The 15,159-nt window shown below is 70.3% G+C and carries 17 protein-coding genes; 7 read left to right on the top strand and 10 right to left on the bottom strand.

The window, feature by feature from the left end:
* The 4 genes from JWP28_RS11675 to JWP28_RS11660 all read right to left on the bottom strand — a co-directional run.
* Positions 1–766 (bottom strand): efflux RND transporter periplasmic adaptor subunit (locus tag JWP28_RS11675; protein ID WP_299543048.1); only part of this gene is annotated, 766 nt, incomplete at its 3' end.
* Between the two features lie 318 nt (positions 767–1,084).
* Entirely contained in the window at positions 1,085–1,483 is a 399-nt protein-coding gene (locus JWP28_RS11670) for a DoxX family protein (RefSeq protein ID WP_299543046.1), read from the bottom strand.
* Between the two features lie 25 nt (positions 1,484–1,508).
* Positions 1,509–1,937, bottom strand: coding sequence for a VOC family protein (locus tag JWP28_RS11665; RefSeq protein WP_299543044.1), 429 nt, complete (start codon positions 1,935–1,937; stop codon positions 1,509–1,511).
* Between the two features lie 141 nt (positions 1,938–2,078).
* Positions 2,079–2,726, bottom strand: coding sequence for a PEPxxWA-CTERM sorting domain-containing protein (locus tag JWP28_RS11660; RefSeq protein WP_299543042.1), 648 nt, complete (start codon positions 2,724–2,726; stop codon positions 2,079–2,081).
* Positions 2,727–3,033: 307 nt separating this feature from the next.
* On the opposite strand from JWP28_RS11660, the gene JWP28_RS11655 reads away from it, so the two are divergent.
* Entirely contained in the window at positions 3,034–4,029 is a 996-nt protein-coding gene (locus tag JWP28_RS11655) for a hypothetical protein (RefSeq protein ID WP_299543041.1), read from the top strand.
* Positions 4,030–4,038: 9 nt separating this feature from the next.
* On the opposite strand, the gene JWP28_RS11650 is transcribed toward JWP28_RS11655, so the two are convergent.
* From JWP28_RS11650 to JWP28_RS11630, 5 genes are all read right to left on the bottom strand, one after another.
* On the bottom strand, positions 4,039–4,452 hold the full coding sequence (locus tag JWP28_RS11650; protein WP_299543039.1) for a hypothetical protein: 414 nt from the start codon (positions 4,450–4,452) through the stop codon (positions 4,039–4,041).
* 85 nt (positions 4,453–4,537) lie between these two features.
* The gene (locus JWP28_RS11645) at positions 4,538–5,233 is read right to left on the bottom strand and encodes a DUF642 domain-containing protein (RefSeq protein ID WP_299543037.1); all 696 of its coding nucleotides are present in this window, start codon (positions 5,231–5,233) and stop codon (positions 4,538–4,540) included.
* Positions 5,234–5,447: 214 nt separating this feature from the next.
* On the bottom strand, positions 5,448–6,710 hold the full coding sequence (locus JWP28_RS11640) for an RNA polymerase sigma factor (protein ID WP_299543035.1): 1,263 nt from the start codon (positions 6,708–6,710) through the stop codon (positions 5,448–5,450).
* Positions 6,707–7,105 (bottom strand): YciI family protein, encoded by a 399-nt coding sequence (locus JWP28_RS11635; RefSeq protein WP_299543033.1) that lies wholly within the window; start codon positions 7,103–7,105, stop codon positions 6,707–6,709. The genes JWP28_RS11640 and JWP28_RS11635 overlap by 4 nt, the downstream gene beginning before the upstream one ends.
* Before the next feature lie 150 nt (positions 7,106–7,255).
* Positions 7,256–7,774 carry a TetR/AcrR family transcriptional regulator gene (locus JWP28_RS11630; protein ID WP_299543031.1) on the bottom strand — a complete coding sequence of 173 codons (519 nt, stop codon included), beginning with the start codon at positions 7,772–7,774 and terminating at the stop codon, positions 7,256–7,258.
* A 219-nt stretch (positions 7,775–7,993) separates the two neighbouring features.
* Here JWP28_RS11630 and JWP28_RS11625 point away from each other — a divergent pair, with 219 nt between their 5' ends.
* The 6 genes from JWP28_RS11625 to JWP28_RS11600 all read left to right on the top strand — a co-directional run bounded on the left by JWP28_RS11625 (position 7,994) and on the right by JWP28_RS11600 (position 14,328).
* A complete protein-coding gene (locus JWP28_RS11625) occupies positions 7,994–10,063 on the top strand; it encodes a hypothetical protein (RefSeq protein ID WP_299543028.1) in 2,070 nt (689 codons plus the stop codon).
* A 12-nt stretch (positions 10,064–10,075) separates the two neighbouring features.
* Positions 10,076–11,209 (top strand): hypothetical protein, encoded by a 1,134-nt coding sequence (locus tag JWP28_RS11620; RefSeq protein WP_299543026.1) that lies wholly within the window; start codon positions 10,076–10,078, stop codon positions 11,207–11,209.
* Positions 11,210–11,377: 168 nt separating this feature from the next.
* Positions 11,378–12,319, top strand: coding sequence for a DMT family transporter (locus JWP28_RS11615; RefSeq protein ID WP_299543024.1), 942 nt, complete (start codon positions 11,378–11,380; stop codon positions 12,317–12,319).
* Between the two features lie 84 nt (positions 12,320–12,403).
* The gene (locus JWP28_RS11610; RefSeq protein WP_299543022.1) at positions 12,404–12,961 is read left to right on the top strand and encodes a tetratricopeptide repeat protein; all 558 of its coding nucleotides are present in this window, start codon (positions 12,404–12,406) and stop codon (positions 12,959–12,961) included.
* Between the two features lie 55 nt (positions 12,962–13,016).
* Positions 13,017–13,382: a hypothetical protein gene (locus JWP28_RS11605; protein WP_299543021.1), complete on the top strand. Its 366-nt coding sequence runs from the start codon at positions 13,017–13,019 to the stop codon at positions 13,380–13,382.
* An 88-nt stretch (positions 13,383–13,470) separates the two neighbouring features.
* Complete coding sequence (locus tag JWP28_RS11600) at positions 13,471–14,328, top strand: neutral zinc metallopeptidase (RefSeq protein ID WP_299543019.1); 858 nt, start codon at positions 13,471–13,473, stop codon at positions 14,326–14,328.
* Positions 14,329–14,365: 37 nt separating this feature from the next.
* On the opposite strand, the gene JWP28_RS11595 is transcribed toward JWP28_RS11600, so the two are convergent.
* The gene (locus JWP28_RS11595) at positions 14,366–15,097 is read right to left on the bottom strand and encodes a hypothetical protein (protein WP_299543018.1); all 732 of its coding nucleotides are present in this window, start codon (positions 15,095–15,097) and stop codon (positions 14,366–14,368) included.
* Positions 15,098–15,159 lie beyond the last annotated feature (62 nt).

Below are 15,159 nucleotides of genomic sequence, written 5' to 3'. Positions count from 1 at the left end.
GCACGGAATCCTGCGGGATGGTGAACTGCACGTCGATGGGCGTCACCTCGGTGATCGTCGCCAGGCCCGTCGTGCTGCCCGCCTGGATGAAGTTGCCGAGGTCGACGGCGCGCAGGCCGATGCGGCCCGCCACCGGCGCCGTCACGCGGCTCCAGCCGAGGTTGAGTCTGGCGGTGCCGACGGCAGCCTTGTCGGTCGTCACCACGCCTTCGAGCTGCTTCACCAGCGCGGCCTGGGTGTCCACGTCCTGCCGGGCGACGGAGTCCTGGGCCAGCAGGGTGCGGTCGCGCTCCAGGAGCAGCCTGGCGTTGGCGAGCTGCGCCTCGTCGCGGGTCTGGTTCCCCTGCGCTTGCAGGAGCGCCATCTGAAACGGCCGGGGATCGATCACCACGATCGCCTCGCCCTTCCTGACCATCTGGCCTTCGTTGAACAGGATCTGGGTGATCACGCCCGAGACCTGCGGGGTCACGATCACCGTCGCCGGCGGCGTCACCGTGCCGAGGCCGTCGAGCGTGATCGGGATGTCGGCGGTGGTGGCGGTCGCCACGCCGACCGTCGTAGCGGGCCTGCGCCCCCCACGGCCGCCGCCGCCACCGAGCCCGCCGGGTCCGCCGCCCGCGCCGCTCTTGCTGCCTTGCGCCAGGGACACCGCAAACCAGATCACGCCGGCCACCGCCGCCAGGACCAGGAGGATGATCAGCAACCGCAAGAGGGGATGGCCCTCGCTCTTCGCCCAGAAGCCCTTGGCGCGCGCGCGGTTGTCCATTCGTCCTCCAGGGTGACTCGCAGCCGCGAGACGCTAGCTCACTGAGCGCTCGCCGGCGCAAGCTTCGCCATAACGGCTGAGCGGCGACGCCGTTCCAACGTCGGCCACGAGCGCGGCGGCGTTCAAGGCGTAACCTGCGGCCTTACTAGGGCCTCCGGATGACAGGCATCTTTCCGCTGTGCGTCGGAACCTTCCGCCGCTGCAACTGGGTGACCGCGCCGCAATGCGCGGGCTGACGGGCCGGCGATGCGGCGGGACCCTTGCGCGATGACCTATGAGCTGAAATCCGGAAAACCGGGGCCGGGCCAACTCGCCGGGCTAGGCTGCGCGCCAGGGCGTCAACGCGCGCAGCCTGGCGTCGCGCAGCCACAGCCCGCCCCAGGCGATCAGCGCCAGGTAGACGCCGAACAGGATGTGGCTGGGCCACGGGTCGCCGTGCATCCAGTGGATCGCCGCGGTCCCGCCCATCAGGGCCGACACCAGCACCGCGCCCACCAACGCCGTGCGCGGGACGAGGTAGAGGGCCACGATGACCAGCTCCATCAGCCCGATCCCGAAGCCTGAGCCCTTCGGCAGGCCCATCTGGGCGCCGGTCTGCTCGACGATCGGCGCGCGGGCCAGCTTCATGCCGATATCGACGGCCATGAAGACGGTGAACAGCCCGGTCAGGCCCCAGCCGGCCCACAGCATAGGCCTGGACGTCGTGGTTTCGGTCATTGTCTCCCCCGGTTTCCGTCCGCGCTCAGGACATACGCTGGTTCATCGCCCAGCTCACCCCGAAGGGGTCCTTCAGGGCGCCGAAGCGGTCGCCCCAGAACATGGTCGCCACCGGGGTGATCACCTCGCAGCCGGCGTCGACCGCGCGCTTGAACCAGGTGTCGATGTCGTCGACGATCAAGGTGAGCGTGAAGGCCTGCGGCGCCTGCAGCGGCATGCCCTGGTCGGGGAAGGGGTCGTTCAGCATGATCGAGCCCTCGTTCAGCCACAGGTGGCAGTGGACGATCCGCTTGCCGTCCGGGTGCAGCAGCCGGTTCTTCTCCTCCGCGCCGAACGCCCGCTGGTAGAAGGCCGAGGCTGCGGCGGCGTCGCGAAGCTGCATGTAGGCGACGATGGTCCCCTTGGGCCGCGCCAGGGACGCGGGGTCCACCTCAGGCATACGGGTCTCGCTCATGTCGTCGCTCCCTGGTTTCGCCCGAAGGACGAACGACGCCACGCAGTTCCGACAGTCGGCGGGCAAAGAAAAAGCCCCGACCTTTCGGCCAGGGCTTTCCGCAGTTGCCCAGCGGTTGGCCCGCCGGTCGGCTGATGGCGCTTAGGCGAGCGCCAGGGTCTGGCGGCGGCGATGGCGCAGGGCCGCGCCCAGGCCGCCGAAGCCCACCAGCATCAGCGCCCAGCTGGCCGGCTCAGGCACGCCGCCGCCCGTCTGCAGGATGGCGCCGATGTTGCCGGTGTTGCCGTTCGCGCCGAAGATGTCCGTGGTGAAGTAGATTTGGTTGGCTCCCACCGTGTTGAAATCGAGCGTCAGCGGCCCGGCGCCTGTCGCCTTGAACGAGAAGCTGGACGGATCGTCGGAGCCCTTCGGCAGGTTGATCACATAGTCGAACGTGCCGAACCCGGCGGCGCTGGTGCTGCCGGCCGCCTGCGGCGTGCTGGCCGTGAACGGCGAACCCAGGCCCGAGATGGTGATAGTCGGATCGCCGACCAGGCTGAAGGTCAGGGCATGGTGCTGAGGGTCGTTGGTGTCGTGGAAGGTTTCGCCGGCCGCAAGCTGCACCACGAAATCGAGGGTGTTCGCCAGGCTGGCGTCGTTCGTCACGGTGACGGTGCCGAACGGGCCGGTCCCGCAGGTGCCGGTGCAGGCGTCCTGCGTGAACACATAGACGGTGGCGTTCGCCATGCTGGCGGCGCCGAAGGAAAGCGCCAGGCCGAGAGCCGCGCCGAGCAGAGCTTGCTTCTTCATCGAAAGTCCTCAATCCCAAATTGCGACCCGGCCAATGCGTGCCGCATTGAGACGTGGCCCTAAAGTCCGACCCACGTTCTGCAACCTCCGGGCCAGAAGCTCCTACTGCCTCGTATCGCTGTTATTTAACCCCAGCGCGGTTGCCGCTTGCCTAACGGTGGTGCGGGGCGGCCGGAGCGGCCGTCGACGCGACTTTTGCTATTGCCAGCCTCGGGGCTTCCCACAGTGTGGGGCGAGTCTGTCTCGCCCTGCCGGAGCCGCCGCCATCACTCGACCTGCCTCTATCGCCATCATCCTGGCCGCCGTCATGGCGCTGGCCTCCGTGGGCGCCGCCGCCTGCGCGCCCGCCAAATGGTCGCCGCCGCGCACCGCCGACGGCCGGCCGGACCTCTCCGGGGTCTGGAGCAACGCCTCGGTGACCAAGCTCACCCGGCCCCCCGGCCAGACCCGGCTGTCCCTCAGCGCGGCCGAGGCCAAGGCGATGGCGGCCTCCAATCCCCTGGTCCGCATGCTGGACGCCGGCGCCGCGCCCACCGATGCGGACGAGGGCGCCCCCGCCGCGGGCGGCGACCCAGGCGGCTACAACAGCTTCTGGCTGGATCCGGGCCGCGCGTTCGGCCAGGTGAAGGGCGAGTACCGCACCTCCTGGATCGTCGACCCCGCCGACGGCCAGCTGCCGCTCTCGGACGCGGGCCGCAAGCTGGTCGCCAAGGCCGCGGCCCATGCGCGTGACGCGGACACGCCCGCGGGTCCCGATTCCCTCGAGCCGTGGGACCGCTGTCTGATCGCCTCGCGCGGCTCCGGCGGACCGGGCATGCTCAACAACATCTACAACTCGAACTACCAGATCGTGCAGACACAGGCCTCGGTCGCCTTCGTGGTGGAGATGATCCACGACGCGCGGATCGTCCCGCTGTTCCCCGACAGGGCCGCGGCACGCGCCGCCCATGGCCCGGCCGCGCTGCATCCCTGGCTGGGCGACTCGACCGGCTGGTGGGAGGGCGACACCCTGGTGGTCGAGACCGTCAACGTGAACGCCGAGCAGGGCCGCGCAGGGCCCCTCTACCTGTCGCCGAAGGGGCGGGTGACCGAGCGCTTCAGCCGCGTCGCGCCGGGCCAGATCTTCTACGCGTTCGAGGTCGAGGACCCGGTCTACTACAGCCGGACGTGGCGGGCGGAGATGAGCCTCAACGCCAGCAAGGACCCGCTGTTCGAATACGCCTGCCACGAGGGCAACTACGCGCTTCCGGACATCCTGCGCGGGGTCCGCGCCGCGGAGGGCGCGGCCAAGCCGGTCCGGTGACCTGACGGTCTACCGGAAGGCGAAGCTCAGCTTGGCGCCCAGGAACCGGCCGTGCGGGTCGACCCCGTAGGCCGCCGCGCCGCCGGCCTCGTTGTGGCCGGGCTGCAGGCCGCAGAGGAAACCCACCGAGCCTGTGATGTCCTCGCGGCGGCCGAAGCGGCGATCGACGGCGGTCTTCGCGAAGACCGCGCTCTCCACCGAGCTGGCCTGGACCGCGGTCGGCGCCAGCGGGTCGAGGGGATCGGCGAGGTCGGCCGCCGGCCGCACCGCGCCCGCGGGCGCCTTCACCGGCAGGGACGCCGCGACGGCCTCGGCGTGATAGGGCGCTAGCGTCAGCGGCCGCGCCGCGGTCTGCGCCTGGGCGGCGCCGGCGAAGGCCAGGGCGGCTGCGGCGATCGGGAGGAGTTCGAGGCGGTGGCTCATCGATCGGCGCTCCGGGCGTTGCGTCACTGAAGACGCTCTTACACCATTCGACGCCGGGCTTCGCGTCTCCCCGGTTCGATGCGCCTCAAACGGCCAGCCGCCGCTGCGAACGTGCGCGGCGCAGGACCAGGCCCATCCCGCCGAAGCCGGCGATCAGCAGGGCCCAGGCGCTCGGTTCCGGGACCACCGCCGTCCCGCCGACGACCAGGTTGACGCCGTCGAGGCCGTTGTCGTTGTCCGTTCCGGGGTCCCCGTTCAGGAAGGCGAGGTTGGTCGAAGCGCCGCCGGCCACGAACGAGGTCGTGAACTGCTGCCAGGTCTGCGAGCTGGAGCCGACGCCTCCGGAGTTAGTCGCCGAAAAGACCTGCGAGCCGTTGACCAGCACGTTGACGGTGCTGGTCGTTCCGAAGATGCCGCCCGTGTTGACGACGTTGCCGACCCAGAACGACAGGTCGTAGCTCGTGCCTGGCGTCGTGGCGATGGTCTGCTGCACGCCGGTCGCGGAATTGGAGTTGAGCCCGGTCAGGTCCAGCCATTGGGCGCCCTCTTGGGCGACGAAGCTGAACCCGTTCTGCTGGAACGTCCCGCTGACCGGAGCGACGTTGCCCGCCGCCCCGACCACGGTCCAGGACCCCAGAGCGGTCCCGGTGTTGAACGTGGTGAACCCTCCCACTGGGACGACCGGGGTCTCGAAACCCGGGTCGAGGACGAGGTTGGCCAGAGCCGGTTGCGCAAACAGCAGACCTGCGGCGATCGCGGAGGCGGCAAGCAAGGATTTCATCGCGTTTGCTCCTTGAGGCGTCGGACGGACCGCGCACACCCAAAGGCCAGATGCCGCGGCCCGTCCCCTTCGACCCGACAATCCTCCCCAGGGTGCTGATGGGGAAGACCGGCGCCGGTCAAATCAACGTTACGCCAATCGTAGCGGCCGCCGCGCCCGCGAGTCCTGAAGTCGGCCTCAAGAACTTCTAAAGGTTGACCGCGGTCACCTGTCCCTAGCGGACCGCGCGGGCCGCGACATCGGCGGTCAGCCGGTCGATCTGCAGGCGGATGTGGCTGGCCTCGGCGGCGGTGTTGGCCAGCGCGATGGCGCGGTCGAAGGCCTGCCGAGCCTCCGCCTCGCGGCCGAGCTGCAGCAGGAAGGCGCCGCGGGCCCCGAAGAAGTAGAAGTAGCTGCCGAGGGCCTCGGAGAGCGGCTCGATCATCGCCAGCGCCTCGCCGGGCCCGCGCGCCTTGCTCACCGCCACCGCCCGGTTAAGCGTCACGACGGGCGAGGGCGCCAGGATCTCCAGGCTCGCGTAGAGGGCGTCGATCTGCGCCCAGTCGGTGTCCTGCGGCCGCGGCGCACGCGCGTGTAGCGCGTCGATCGCGGCCTGCACCTGATAGGGCCCGGGCCTGCGGTGGCGCAGGGCCTTGTCGATCAGGGCGAGGCCCTCGCCGATCAGCTGGCTGTCCCACAGGCTGCGGTCCTGGTCTTCCAGCAGCACGATCGCCCCGTCGGCGTCGAACCGGGCGGCGGCCCGGGCGTGCTTCAGCAACATCAAGGCCGTGAGGCCCATGATCTCCGGCTCCATCTGGAACAGCCGCAGCAGCAGCCGCGCCAGCCGGATCGCTTCCTCGCACAGGGGCGCGCGCGCCTGCGCCTCGGCCGCGCCCGCCGAATAGCCCTCGTTGAACAGCAGATAGACCATGGCCGCCACCGCCGCGATCCGCTCGGAGCGCTCCACGGCGCCCGGCGTCTCGAAGGGCGTCTCGGCCCGGGCGATGCGGGCCTTGGCGCGGGTGATCCGCTGCTCCATGGCCGCCTCGCCGACCAGGAAGGCGCGGGCGATCTGCTTGACGGAAAGACCCGAGACGATGCGCAGCGCCAGCGCGATCTGCTGGGTCGCCGGCAGCTCCGGGTGGCAGCAGATGAACATCAACCGCAGGATGTCATCGCGATAGTGCGCCCCATCCAGCCGCTCGGCCATCGGGGTCTCGACGTCGTCGACGTCAGAGATGGCGTCCTCCGGCGGCAGCTCGGTCTGCCGGCTCTTGCGGCGCACGCCGTCCAGGGCGGCGTTGCGGCCGACCATGATCAGCCACGAGGCCGCGTCGCGCGGCGGCCCCTTGGCCGGCCAGCTTTTCAGCGCCCGCAGGCAGGCCTCCTGATAGGCCTCCTCGGCGGTGTCCAGGTCGCGGAAGTAGCGCAGCAGGGCGCCGATCGCCTGGGGCCGCGCCGAGGTCAGCGCCGCATCGATCCAGGCGAGATCGGTCACGTCAGCACGCTCTTGGCCAGTTCGGCCTCGGCGGGGAGCGCGCCGGGCGAGAAGAAGTGCAGCGGCCGCACCTCATAGGCGCCGCCGGGGTTCACCGCGCCAAGCTCGCGGCAGAAGGTCAGCGCCTCCTCCAGGTCGGCGCAGTCCACCAGGTAGAAGCCCAGCAGCTGCTCCTTGGTCTCGGCGAACGGCCCGTCGATCACCAGCGGGGTGTCGCCCTTGCGCAGGGTGGTGGCCGCGCTGGTCGGCATCAGCCGGGCGCTGGGCCCGAGCTTGCCGCGCGCCGCCCAGCGCTCCTGCACGGCGGCAAGCTTCCCCATGACGGCGGCGTCCTCTTCCTTGGTCCAGGAGAACACGACCTCTTCGGAGTTGTAGCAGAGGATGGCGTAGAGCATGGGCTGCCTCATGAGCTTAGGACGCCCGACCCTAACCGCCTCCGACAGGGCCGGGTAAAAAGATCTCCTCTCCAGGTCCAGGTGTCCTTCTCCCCTTGTGGGAGAAGGTGGCCTGCGAGCGGCTTTTGCTCCAAAGCGGGGTCCCCGCGATCAGGCCCCCTTTGGCGGGTCCGCGCGCAAATTGCCTACGGGCGTCAGCACCAGGCGCTCGATGATCTCGGCCATGGTGTCGGCGTCGACCGCCTCGAGGTTGCGCAGCCACCAGGCGACCAGATTGAGGATCGTCGAGACCGGGTGGAACAGGATCAGGTCATCGAGCGGACCGTCCGGCGGGTGTGTGCGGGCGTTGGCCGCCGTAGCCAGGCACTGGCGCAGCATCTCGGCCCTGACCGTCTCGCCCGAGCCGCCGGCGATCAGCGCCCTGTACAGCGCCAGGTGCTCGAGGACGAAATCGCACACTGAGCGCGCCGCGCCGCGGCGGTCTCGCTGCTGCAGGAGCGGCCGGATCCGCGCCAGGAACTCCTGGGTGAGCCGGTCGGCCACGTCGGCCAGCAGGGCTTCCTTGTCGGCGTAATGGCGGAAGAAGGTGGCGTAGCCGATACCCGCCCGCGCCGCGATGGCGCGCACCGTGATCGCGTCCAGCGGCCGGTCTTCGGCGAGCTCGGTCATGGCCTGCCGCAGCGCCTGGCGCGTTCGCACAATCCGGGCGTCTAAAAGCGTTGACATCGGCCCGCCGGACTCTGTTATGATCCACAGTGTATCGTAACTGAGGCCCCACGATGGCCAGCGCGAGGGTTCACCGCAAGCTCCAATTGGGCGTCACCGCCGCGACCTGATCGCGCGTCGGGCGACTCATCGCGCCTAAAAAAACGAGCTGGGAGGGACGGCATGAGGATTTCGAAACGCCACGGGATGACGCTGGCGGCCGCAGCCGCGACGGTGTCCCTCTTCGCGCTGGTCGCGGCGACCCGCACCCCGGCCCACGCCGATGCGCCGCCCAGCGCCGGCCCGGCCCGCGTCGACGACTTCATGCTCGCCGACCAGGACCTGTTCGCCCGCCAGCTCTACCGCATGGCCGACGACAAGGCGGTGGTGCTGGTCGCCTACCAGGTCGGCGACCGGCAGGTGCATGCCGACGCGCCGGCGCTGATGGCGCTGAAGGCCGCCTACGCCGGCAAGGGCGTCGAGATGCTGGCGATCGATTCCCACATCGGCGAGACCCGCGCCCAGGTCGTCGCCGACGCCAAGGCCGCTGGGCTGGAGCTGCCGATCCTGTTCGACTACGAGCAGCTGACTGGCGAGGCGCTGGGGATCAGCCGTGCCGCCGAGGTGATCGTGGTCGACCCGCGCACCTGGGCCGTCGCCTATCGCGGCGCGCTAACCGGCCCGGGCGGCGAGGCCTACGCGAAACAGGCGGTGGACGCCCTGGTCGCCGGCCAGAAGGTGGCGATGGACAGCCACCCGGCCCACGGTGCGGTGATCCCGTTCCCGGAGCGGGCGCACGCCGCCAGCTTCGCTCAGATCTCCTACGCCAAGACCATCGCCCCGATCATCGAGGCCAAGTGCGCCACCTGCCACCAGCCCGGCGGGATCGGGCCCATGCCGCTCACCAGCTATGAGCAGATCAAGGGCTTCTCGCCGATGATCCGCGAGGTCATCCGCACCCATCGCATGCCGCCCTACCTGCCCGACGAGACGGTCGGCCAGTGGCGGGACGACGGGCGCCTGTCGCCCCAGCAGATGAAGACCCTGGTGCACTGGATCGATGCCGGCGCGTCGCGCGGCGCCGGCGAGGATCCCCTGAAAAAGATAAACTTCCAGGCGCCCGAGTGGCCGCTCGGCAAGCCCGACAAGATCGTCGAACTCCCGCAGGTGAAGATCCCGGCGAGCGGCGTCCTGGAATACCAGTACCCGTCGGTGCCGGGCGTCATGACCGAAGGCCGCTGGCTGCGGGCGACGGCATTCCGGATCAGCGACCGCCAGGCGGTGCACCACATCCTGACCGGCGTCGCGGCCAGCGACAGTGCGCCGGGCGCCAAGGTCACGGAATCCCCGTTTGCGACCCTGCTGCACGGCTATGTCCCGGGCGTCGGCTACATGAAGACAGCTGAGGGCACCGGCATCTGGGTGCCGCCCTCCAGCGGTCTGGCCTTCCAGGCCCACTACACCACCTACGGCCGCGAGACGGTCGAGAACACCAAGGTGGGGCTGTACTTCTATCCCAAGGGCGAGGAGCCGAAGTACCAGCGGCGTACCTTCGGCATCTTCGACTTCTCCATCGAGATCCCGGCCGGCGAGAGGGAGCACAAGGAGGTCGCCTACATCGAGATCCCCAAGGACGCGGTGATCTACGCCTTCACCCCGCACTCGCATAAGCGCGGCGTCGCGACGAACATCTCCATCCGTTATCCGAACGGCAAGGAGGAGATGCTGCTGGCGATCCCACGGTACGACTTCGGTTGGCAGTACGACTACGTGCTGGCCAAGCCGCTCACCGTTCCGGCGGGCTCGCGGATCATCACCCGCTGGGTCTACGACAACTCGACCCGCAACCCGGGCAACCCGGACCCGAGCAAGACGGTCTACTGGGGCGAGCAGTCGTTCGAGGAGATGCTGGCGGTCTACATCCACTACCACTGGGTCGGCGAGACCGCGAAGAATCCAAGGGACGACTACGACAAGCTGATGCAGGCCAATCTGATGATGGGTGTCCTGGACGACAACATGGACGGCAAGATCGAGCTTTCCGAGCTGAAGGGCGGCCCGCAGAGCCCTGGCCAGATGCTGAAGAAGTACTTTGTCCTGATCGACACCAACAAGGACGGCGCGATCGAGCCCGAGGAGCTTGCGGCGGCGGCCAAGCTGCTGCCCAAGCGCGGCGGCAACCGCAACGCCGCAGGCCAGCCTCCGGCGGCGACGGCGCCGGTCGCAGCGGCCACCCCGGCGGCCTCGCAGTAGGCGGAGGAAACCATGAGGAAGACCACCCGGACGCTCGCGCTCCTGGCCGGCGCGGCCATGCTCGCCTGGGGCTCCGACGCCGCGGCCCAGAAGCCTTCGGCCAAGAGCGCGCGCGCCGCGCCGGTCGCGCCCGATCCGACCATCCCGCAGCCGGGCTGGGCGCCGCCGAAGAACGCCATGGGCCAGCCCGACCTCTCCGGCTACTGGTCCAACGCCACCATGACGCCGCTGACCCGCAATCCGAAACTCACGGACAAGGCGACGGTGTCGGCGGCGGAGGCGAGGGGGCTGGAGAAGGTCTTCGCCGAGGCCCTGGCGGAGGCTGACCGGCCGACCGACCAGAAAGTGGGGCCCGGTAACGTCACCGACAAGAATTCGGCTGAAGCGAAGCTTGTCGCGCTCCGGCCCGACTTCGCCGCCGCCGGCGGCGACGTGGGTGGCTACAACACCTTCTGGATCGATCCGGGCAACCACATCATGGAGGTGAACGGCGAGTTCCGCACCTCCATCCTCACGACCCCCAACGGCATGCCGCCGCCGCGCAAGGCCGGCGCGCCTCCCGGCCGGGGCTTTCCGCGGGACATCTACGACAGCTACGAGAACCGCTCGCTGGGTGAGCGCTGCATCATGGGCTTCGGCGCCAACGCCGGGCCGCCGATGCTGTCCAACGGCTACTACAACAACAACTACAACATCGTGCAGTCGCCCGACGCGGTGGCGATCCAGGTGGAGCTGGTCCACGACGTGCGGACCATCCCGCTCACTGCCCACCACCGCACCGACGGGGTGCGGCCCTGGATGGGCGATTCCATCGGCCGCTACGAGGGAAACACCCTGGTGGTCGAAACCATCAACATTCCGCAGGGCCAGGCCTTCATGGGCTCGTGGAAGAACCTGAAGGTGACCGAGCGGTTCACCCGCGTGTCCCCCACCCGGATCAACTACCAGTTCCAGGTGGAAGACCCCGACACCTGGGACAAACCCTGGGGCGGCGAATACGACTTCGCCCCGATGCACGGGATCATCTACGAATACGCCTGCCACGAGGGCAACTACGCCCTGCCCGCCATCCTGGCGGGCGCGCGCCAGCAGGAGAAGGAAGCCGCCAAGGCGAGCGCCAAGTCGCCCCCGCCGGCCGGCAGGTGAGGGACCGGGCGTCCGTTCTGATGCCCTGCGAGGCCTGAGCGCCGTCGCTTCTCCTTTCGGTGTCATCCCGGAAACCCACTGCGCGGCTTTCCGAGATGACATCGATTGTTGCAAAGCTTGCGTGTCCGAGACGTTGACCCCGCGCGCGACCGCCCGCAAACCGCCACCGTGACGTCCGCCGCCTCCCAGCTTCCGCACCAGCGCAACGGCCTCGGCATCGCCTATCGGGTGATGGCCATGGCCTGCATGGCCTGCCTCTCGGCGATCGTGAAGTGGACCGGCGAGCGCGGCGTGCCGGTGTTCGAGATCATCCTGTTCCGTAACCTGTTCGCCTTCGCGCCGCTCGGCCTCTACATCTGGCGGACCACCGGCTTTTCGGTGCTGAAGACCCGGCGCCCGCTCGGCCACCTGACGCGCAGCGCCATCGGCATCTTCGGCATGGTCTGCGGCTTCTCCGCCGTGCAATACCTGCCGCTCACCTCGGCCACCGCCCTCAACTTCGCCGCGCCCTTGTTCATGACCGCGCTCTCGGCCCTGATCCTGCACGAGCCGGTCGGGCGCCATCGCTGGGGCGCGGTGGTGGTGGGTTTCCTCGGCGTCCTGATCATGGCGCGGCCCGAGCCCGGGCACATGAATGTCCTGGGCGTCTCGCTGGCGCTCGGCGGGGCGGTGGGCTCCGCCGGCGCCATGGTCGCCATCCGCCAGATCGCCGCCACCGAGAAGGGCCCGACCATCGTCTTCTATTTCACCGCCGCCGGCGTGCTGCTGGGCCTGGTGGGGTCGGCCTTCCGCTGGGTGACGCCGGACCCCGTGACGCTTGGCCTGCTGATCCTGGGCGGCCTGATCGGCGGCGTCGGCCAACTGCTGCTCACCGAGGCGCTCCGGGTGGCGCCGGTCGGCGTCGTCGCGCCCTTCGACTACATCCAGCTGATCTGGGCGACCGGCCTGGGCTTCCTGATCTGGGGGGAACTGCCGCAGCCGGCCACCCTCGCCGGCGCCTTGGTCGTGGCCGCCAGTGGCGTCTACATCCTGCACCGCGAACTGGCCCGCCGTCGCGTCCTCGCGCCTGCCGCCCCCGCCTGCCCTGACCCCACGTCAGCTACGCGTTGACAGCCACCGGTTGCGGGAGGACTCTCGCATCGAACGCCGGTACGCGGCGCATCGTCTCGCGACGGCGGCGATGGAGCGAAGGTGATGAAACGGCTGATCTTGTGCGCGGCCGTCGGCGCTGGGCTGATGGTGGCGACCGAGGCGCGGGCGTCGGTGACGGTGATCGGCGGCGGGCTCGCCGAGGCCTGCTCGAAGGCGGCGCTGGCCGGCCATTCGGGTTACCGTTTCGAAGCCCCCTGCACGCAGGCGATCGAGCAGGAGCAGCTCAGCAACCGCGACCGGGCCGGCACCTTCGTCAACCGCGGCGTCCTGAAGCTGCGCCGGCTGGACTTCGCGGCGGCCACCAAGGACTTCAACCAGGCGGTCAAGGTGAAGCCCGACCTCGGCGAGGCCTACGTCAACCGCGGCGCGGCCTCCATCGGCGAGCATCGCTACGCCGACGGCCTGACCGACCTCAACAAGGGCCTGCAGCTCGGCATCGAGGAGCCGGCCAAGGCCTACTACAACCGCGCGCTGGCCTATGAGGGGCTGGACGACGTCAAGTCCGCCTACTTCGACTACCAGAAGGCCGTCGAGCTCAGCCCCGACTGGCCCGCGCCGAAGCAGGAGCTCGCCCGCTTCCACGTGGAGCGCAGGGAGTAGCGCGCGGCCTCCGCGGTCCCCATCTTGCGATCGGGGCACCCCAAGGAGCTTTACCATGCGCGCCCTCATCCTCCTCCTAGCGCTGGGCGCGGCCGCCCCGGCCGCCGTCCCCGCTGCCGCCCAGGCCTATCGCGGCCTGGCCCTGTCGCAGGACGCCTCGCGGATCGCGGATCAGCAGGCCGCCCGCAGCCGCGACATCGCGATCACCAACGACCTTTCGACCCTGCAGGCGCGCGTGCAGACCGATCAGGGCCTCAGCGACCTCGCGGCGCTCCGCGCCCCTCCCGCCGTGCCCACCGTCGTGCTGCCGGCGGGCGCCGCCCCGCCAATGATCGACACCAGCAAGCTCGCCTCGATTCCCGACGCCGAGCTGGCCGCCTCCAACGCCCGCATCCGCGCCGCCGCGGACAACCGCCGCTAAGCGTTTCCCCGGCTGACGGATCACGTCAGCCTGCTGGAGCGAGCGGCCTCGCGCCGCGTTATGACGCCCAAGGCGAGGAGGTGATCCCATGCAGTGGAACGAAGGCGACGAGTCCGGCAACATCGAGGATCGGCGCGGCCTGGGTCCAGTGGGCGTCGGAGGCCTCGGCCTCGGCGGCGTCGTCCTGGCGGTGATCGGCTACTTCGTCTTCGGCGTCAGCCCCTCGACCACGCTCAGCGTCCTCAACGGCGAAGGCCAGGCTCCGGCGGTGCAGCAGCAGGCCGGCGTGCGCGGCGCGCCGACCGACCAGCAGGGCCGCTTCGTCGACGTGATCGCCACCTCCGTCGACGAGGTCTGGAGCCAGATCTTCCGGCAGAACGGCCAGACCTACCGCCCGCCCGCCGCCGAGGTGCTCTACGACCGCTCGACGGTGACCGGCTGCGGCCTCGGCCAGTCGGCCATGGGCCCGTTCTATTGTCCGGAGGACCACAAGGTCTATCTCGACCTCGGCTTCTGGCAGGAGCTCGACCAGCGCTTCGGCGCCTCGGGCGAGGCGGCCCGCGCCTACGTCATCGCCCACGAGATGGGCCACCACGTGCAGAGCCTGCTGGGCGAGGACCGCGAGGCGCGCAGCCTGGGCGCGCGCGGCGCCGGGTCCGGCTCGGTGCGGCTGGAGCTGCAGGCCGACTGCTACGCGGGCGTCTGGGCCGCCCACGTCTCCGAGGTCACCGGCGGCAAGGTCGCGCTCGATCCCAAGGACATCGAGGACGGCTTGCGCGCCGCCGCCGCGGTCGGCGACGACACCCTGCAGCGCGAGACCACCGGCCAGGTGGTCCCCGACAGCTTCACCCACGGCACCTCGGCCCAGCGCACGCGCTGGTTCCGCACCGGCGCCACCACCGGCGACCCCGCCGCCTGCGACACCTTCCGCGCGGCGAAGCTGTGAGCCCCCCATCCCTCCCCGGAACGGGGAGGGATGCGCCCTACCGCTTCCCGCGCCGCGCCCGTTCCGCCGCCTCGGCCTGCGACGCCGTCATCGGCAGTTCGTCCAGGGTCAGCTTGCCGTCGCCGTTCTTGTCCAGGCGCTTGAAGCGGCGGTCGGCGGCGGCGAGGAACTCGGCCTTGGTGATGCGGCCGTCCAGATCGGCGTCGGCCGCCATCACCGGCTCCGCCTCGGCCAGCAGGCCGTAGGCCGCCGCGCCTTCCAGGACCCGCTTCTCGCGGCGCTGGGGGTTCAGGTCGCCGAGCGGGCCATGGGCGTTCTCCTGACCGGGGATCAGGCCCGGTTCGCGGTTCGGCTGCCCGGTCCCCTGCACGAGGACGAGCCCGGCTCCCTCGCGGCCGGGCAGGGCCAGAGCGCCCAGCCGCGGCGCCGGCCGTCCGAAAACGTCGGGCACGACGGTGTGCTCGTAGAAGCCGAGCTCGGTCCCGTCGAGGACGCCGTCGCCGTCGGAGTCGAGCGCGTCGAAGAAGCCCGCGTGGTCGGCCCGGAACTCCGCCCTGTCGATGACGCCGTCGTGGTTGAGGTCGGCCTGCTTGAACCACAGCGCCACCGGATAGGGGTCCCCGGGCCGGCCGCGGTAGGGCTCGCCGCAGGGGCTGATGAACAGCTGCGTGAAGCCGCCGACCAGCTGCGCGCCGCCCGCAGTCGTTTGAGCTACGGCCGCGCCGGCCATCGCGCCCACCACCGCCAGCGCCGCGGCCCAGGTCCTCATGCGCCCAGCGCCGCCGGCACGGGCTCCAGCCCCAGGCACACGGCCACGCAGCGCCGCGCCAG

It is taken from the genome of Phenylobacterium sp., assembly GCF_028290885.1.
Classification (GTDB): domain Bacteria; phylum Pseudomonadota; class Alphaproteobacteria; order Caulobacterales; family Caulobacteraceae; genus Phenylobacterium.
The sequence above is the reverse complement of the archived record's forward strand: the minus strand, read 5'-3'. Positions and strand labels throughout refer to the sequence as shown.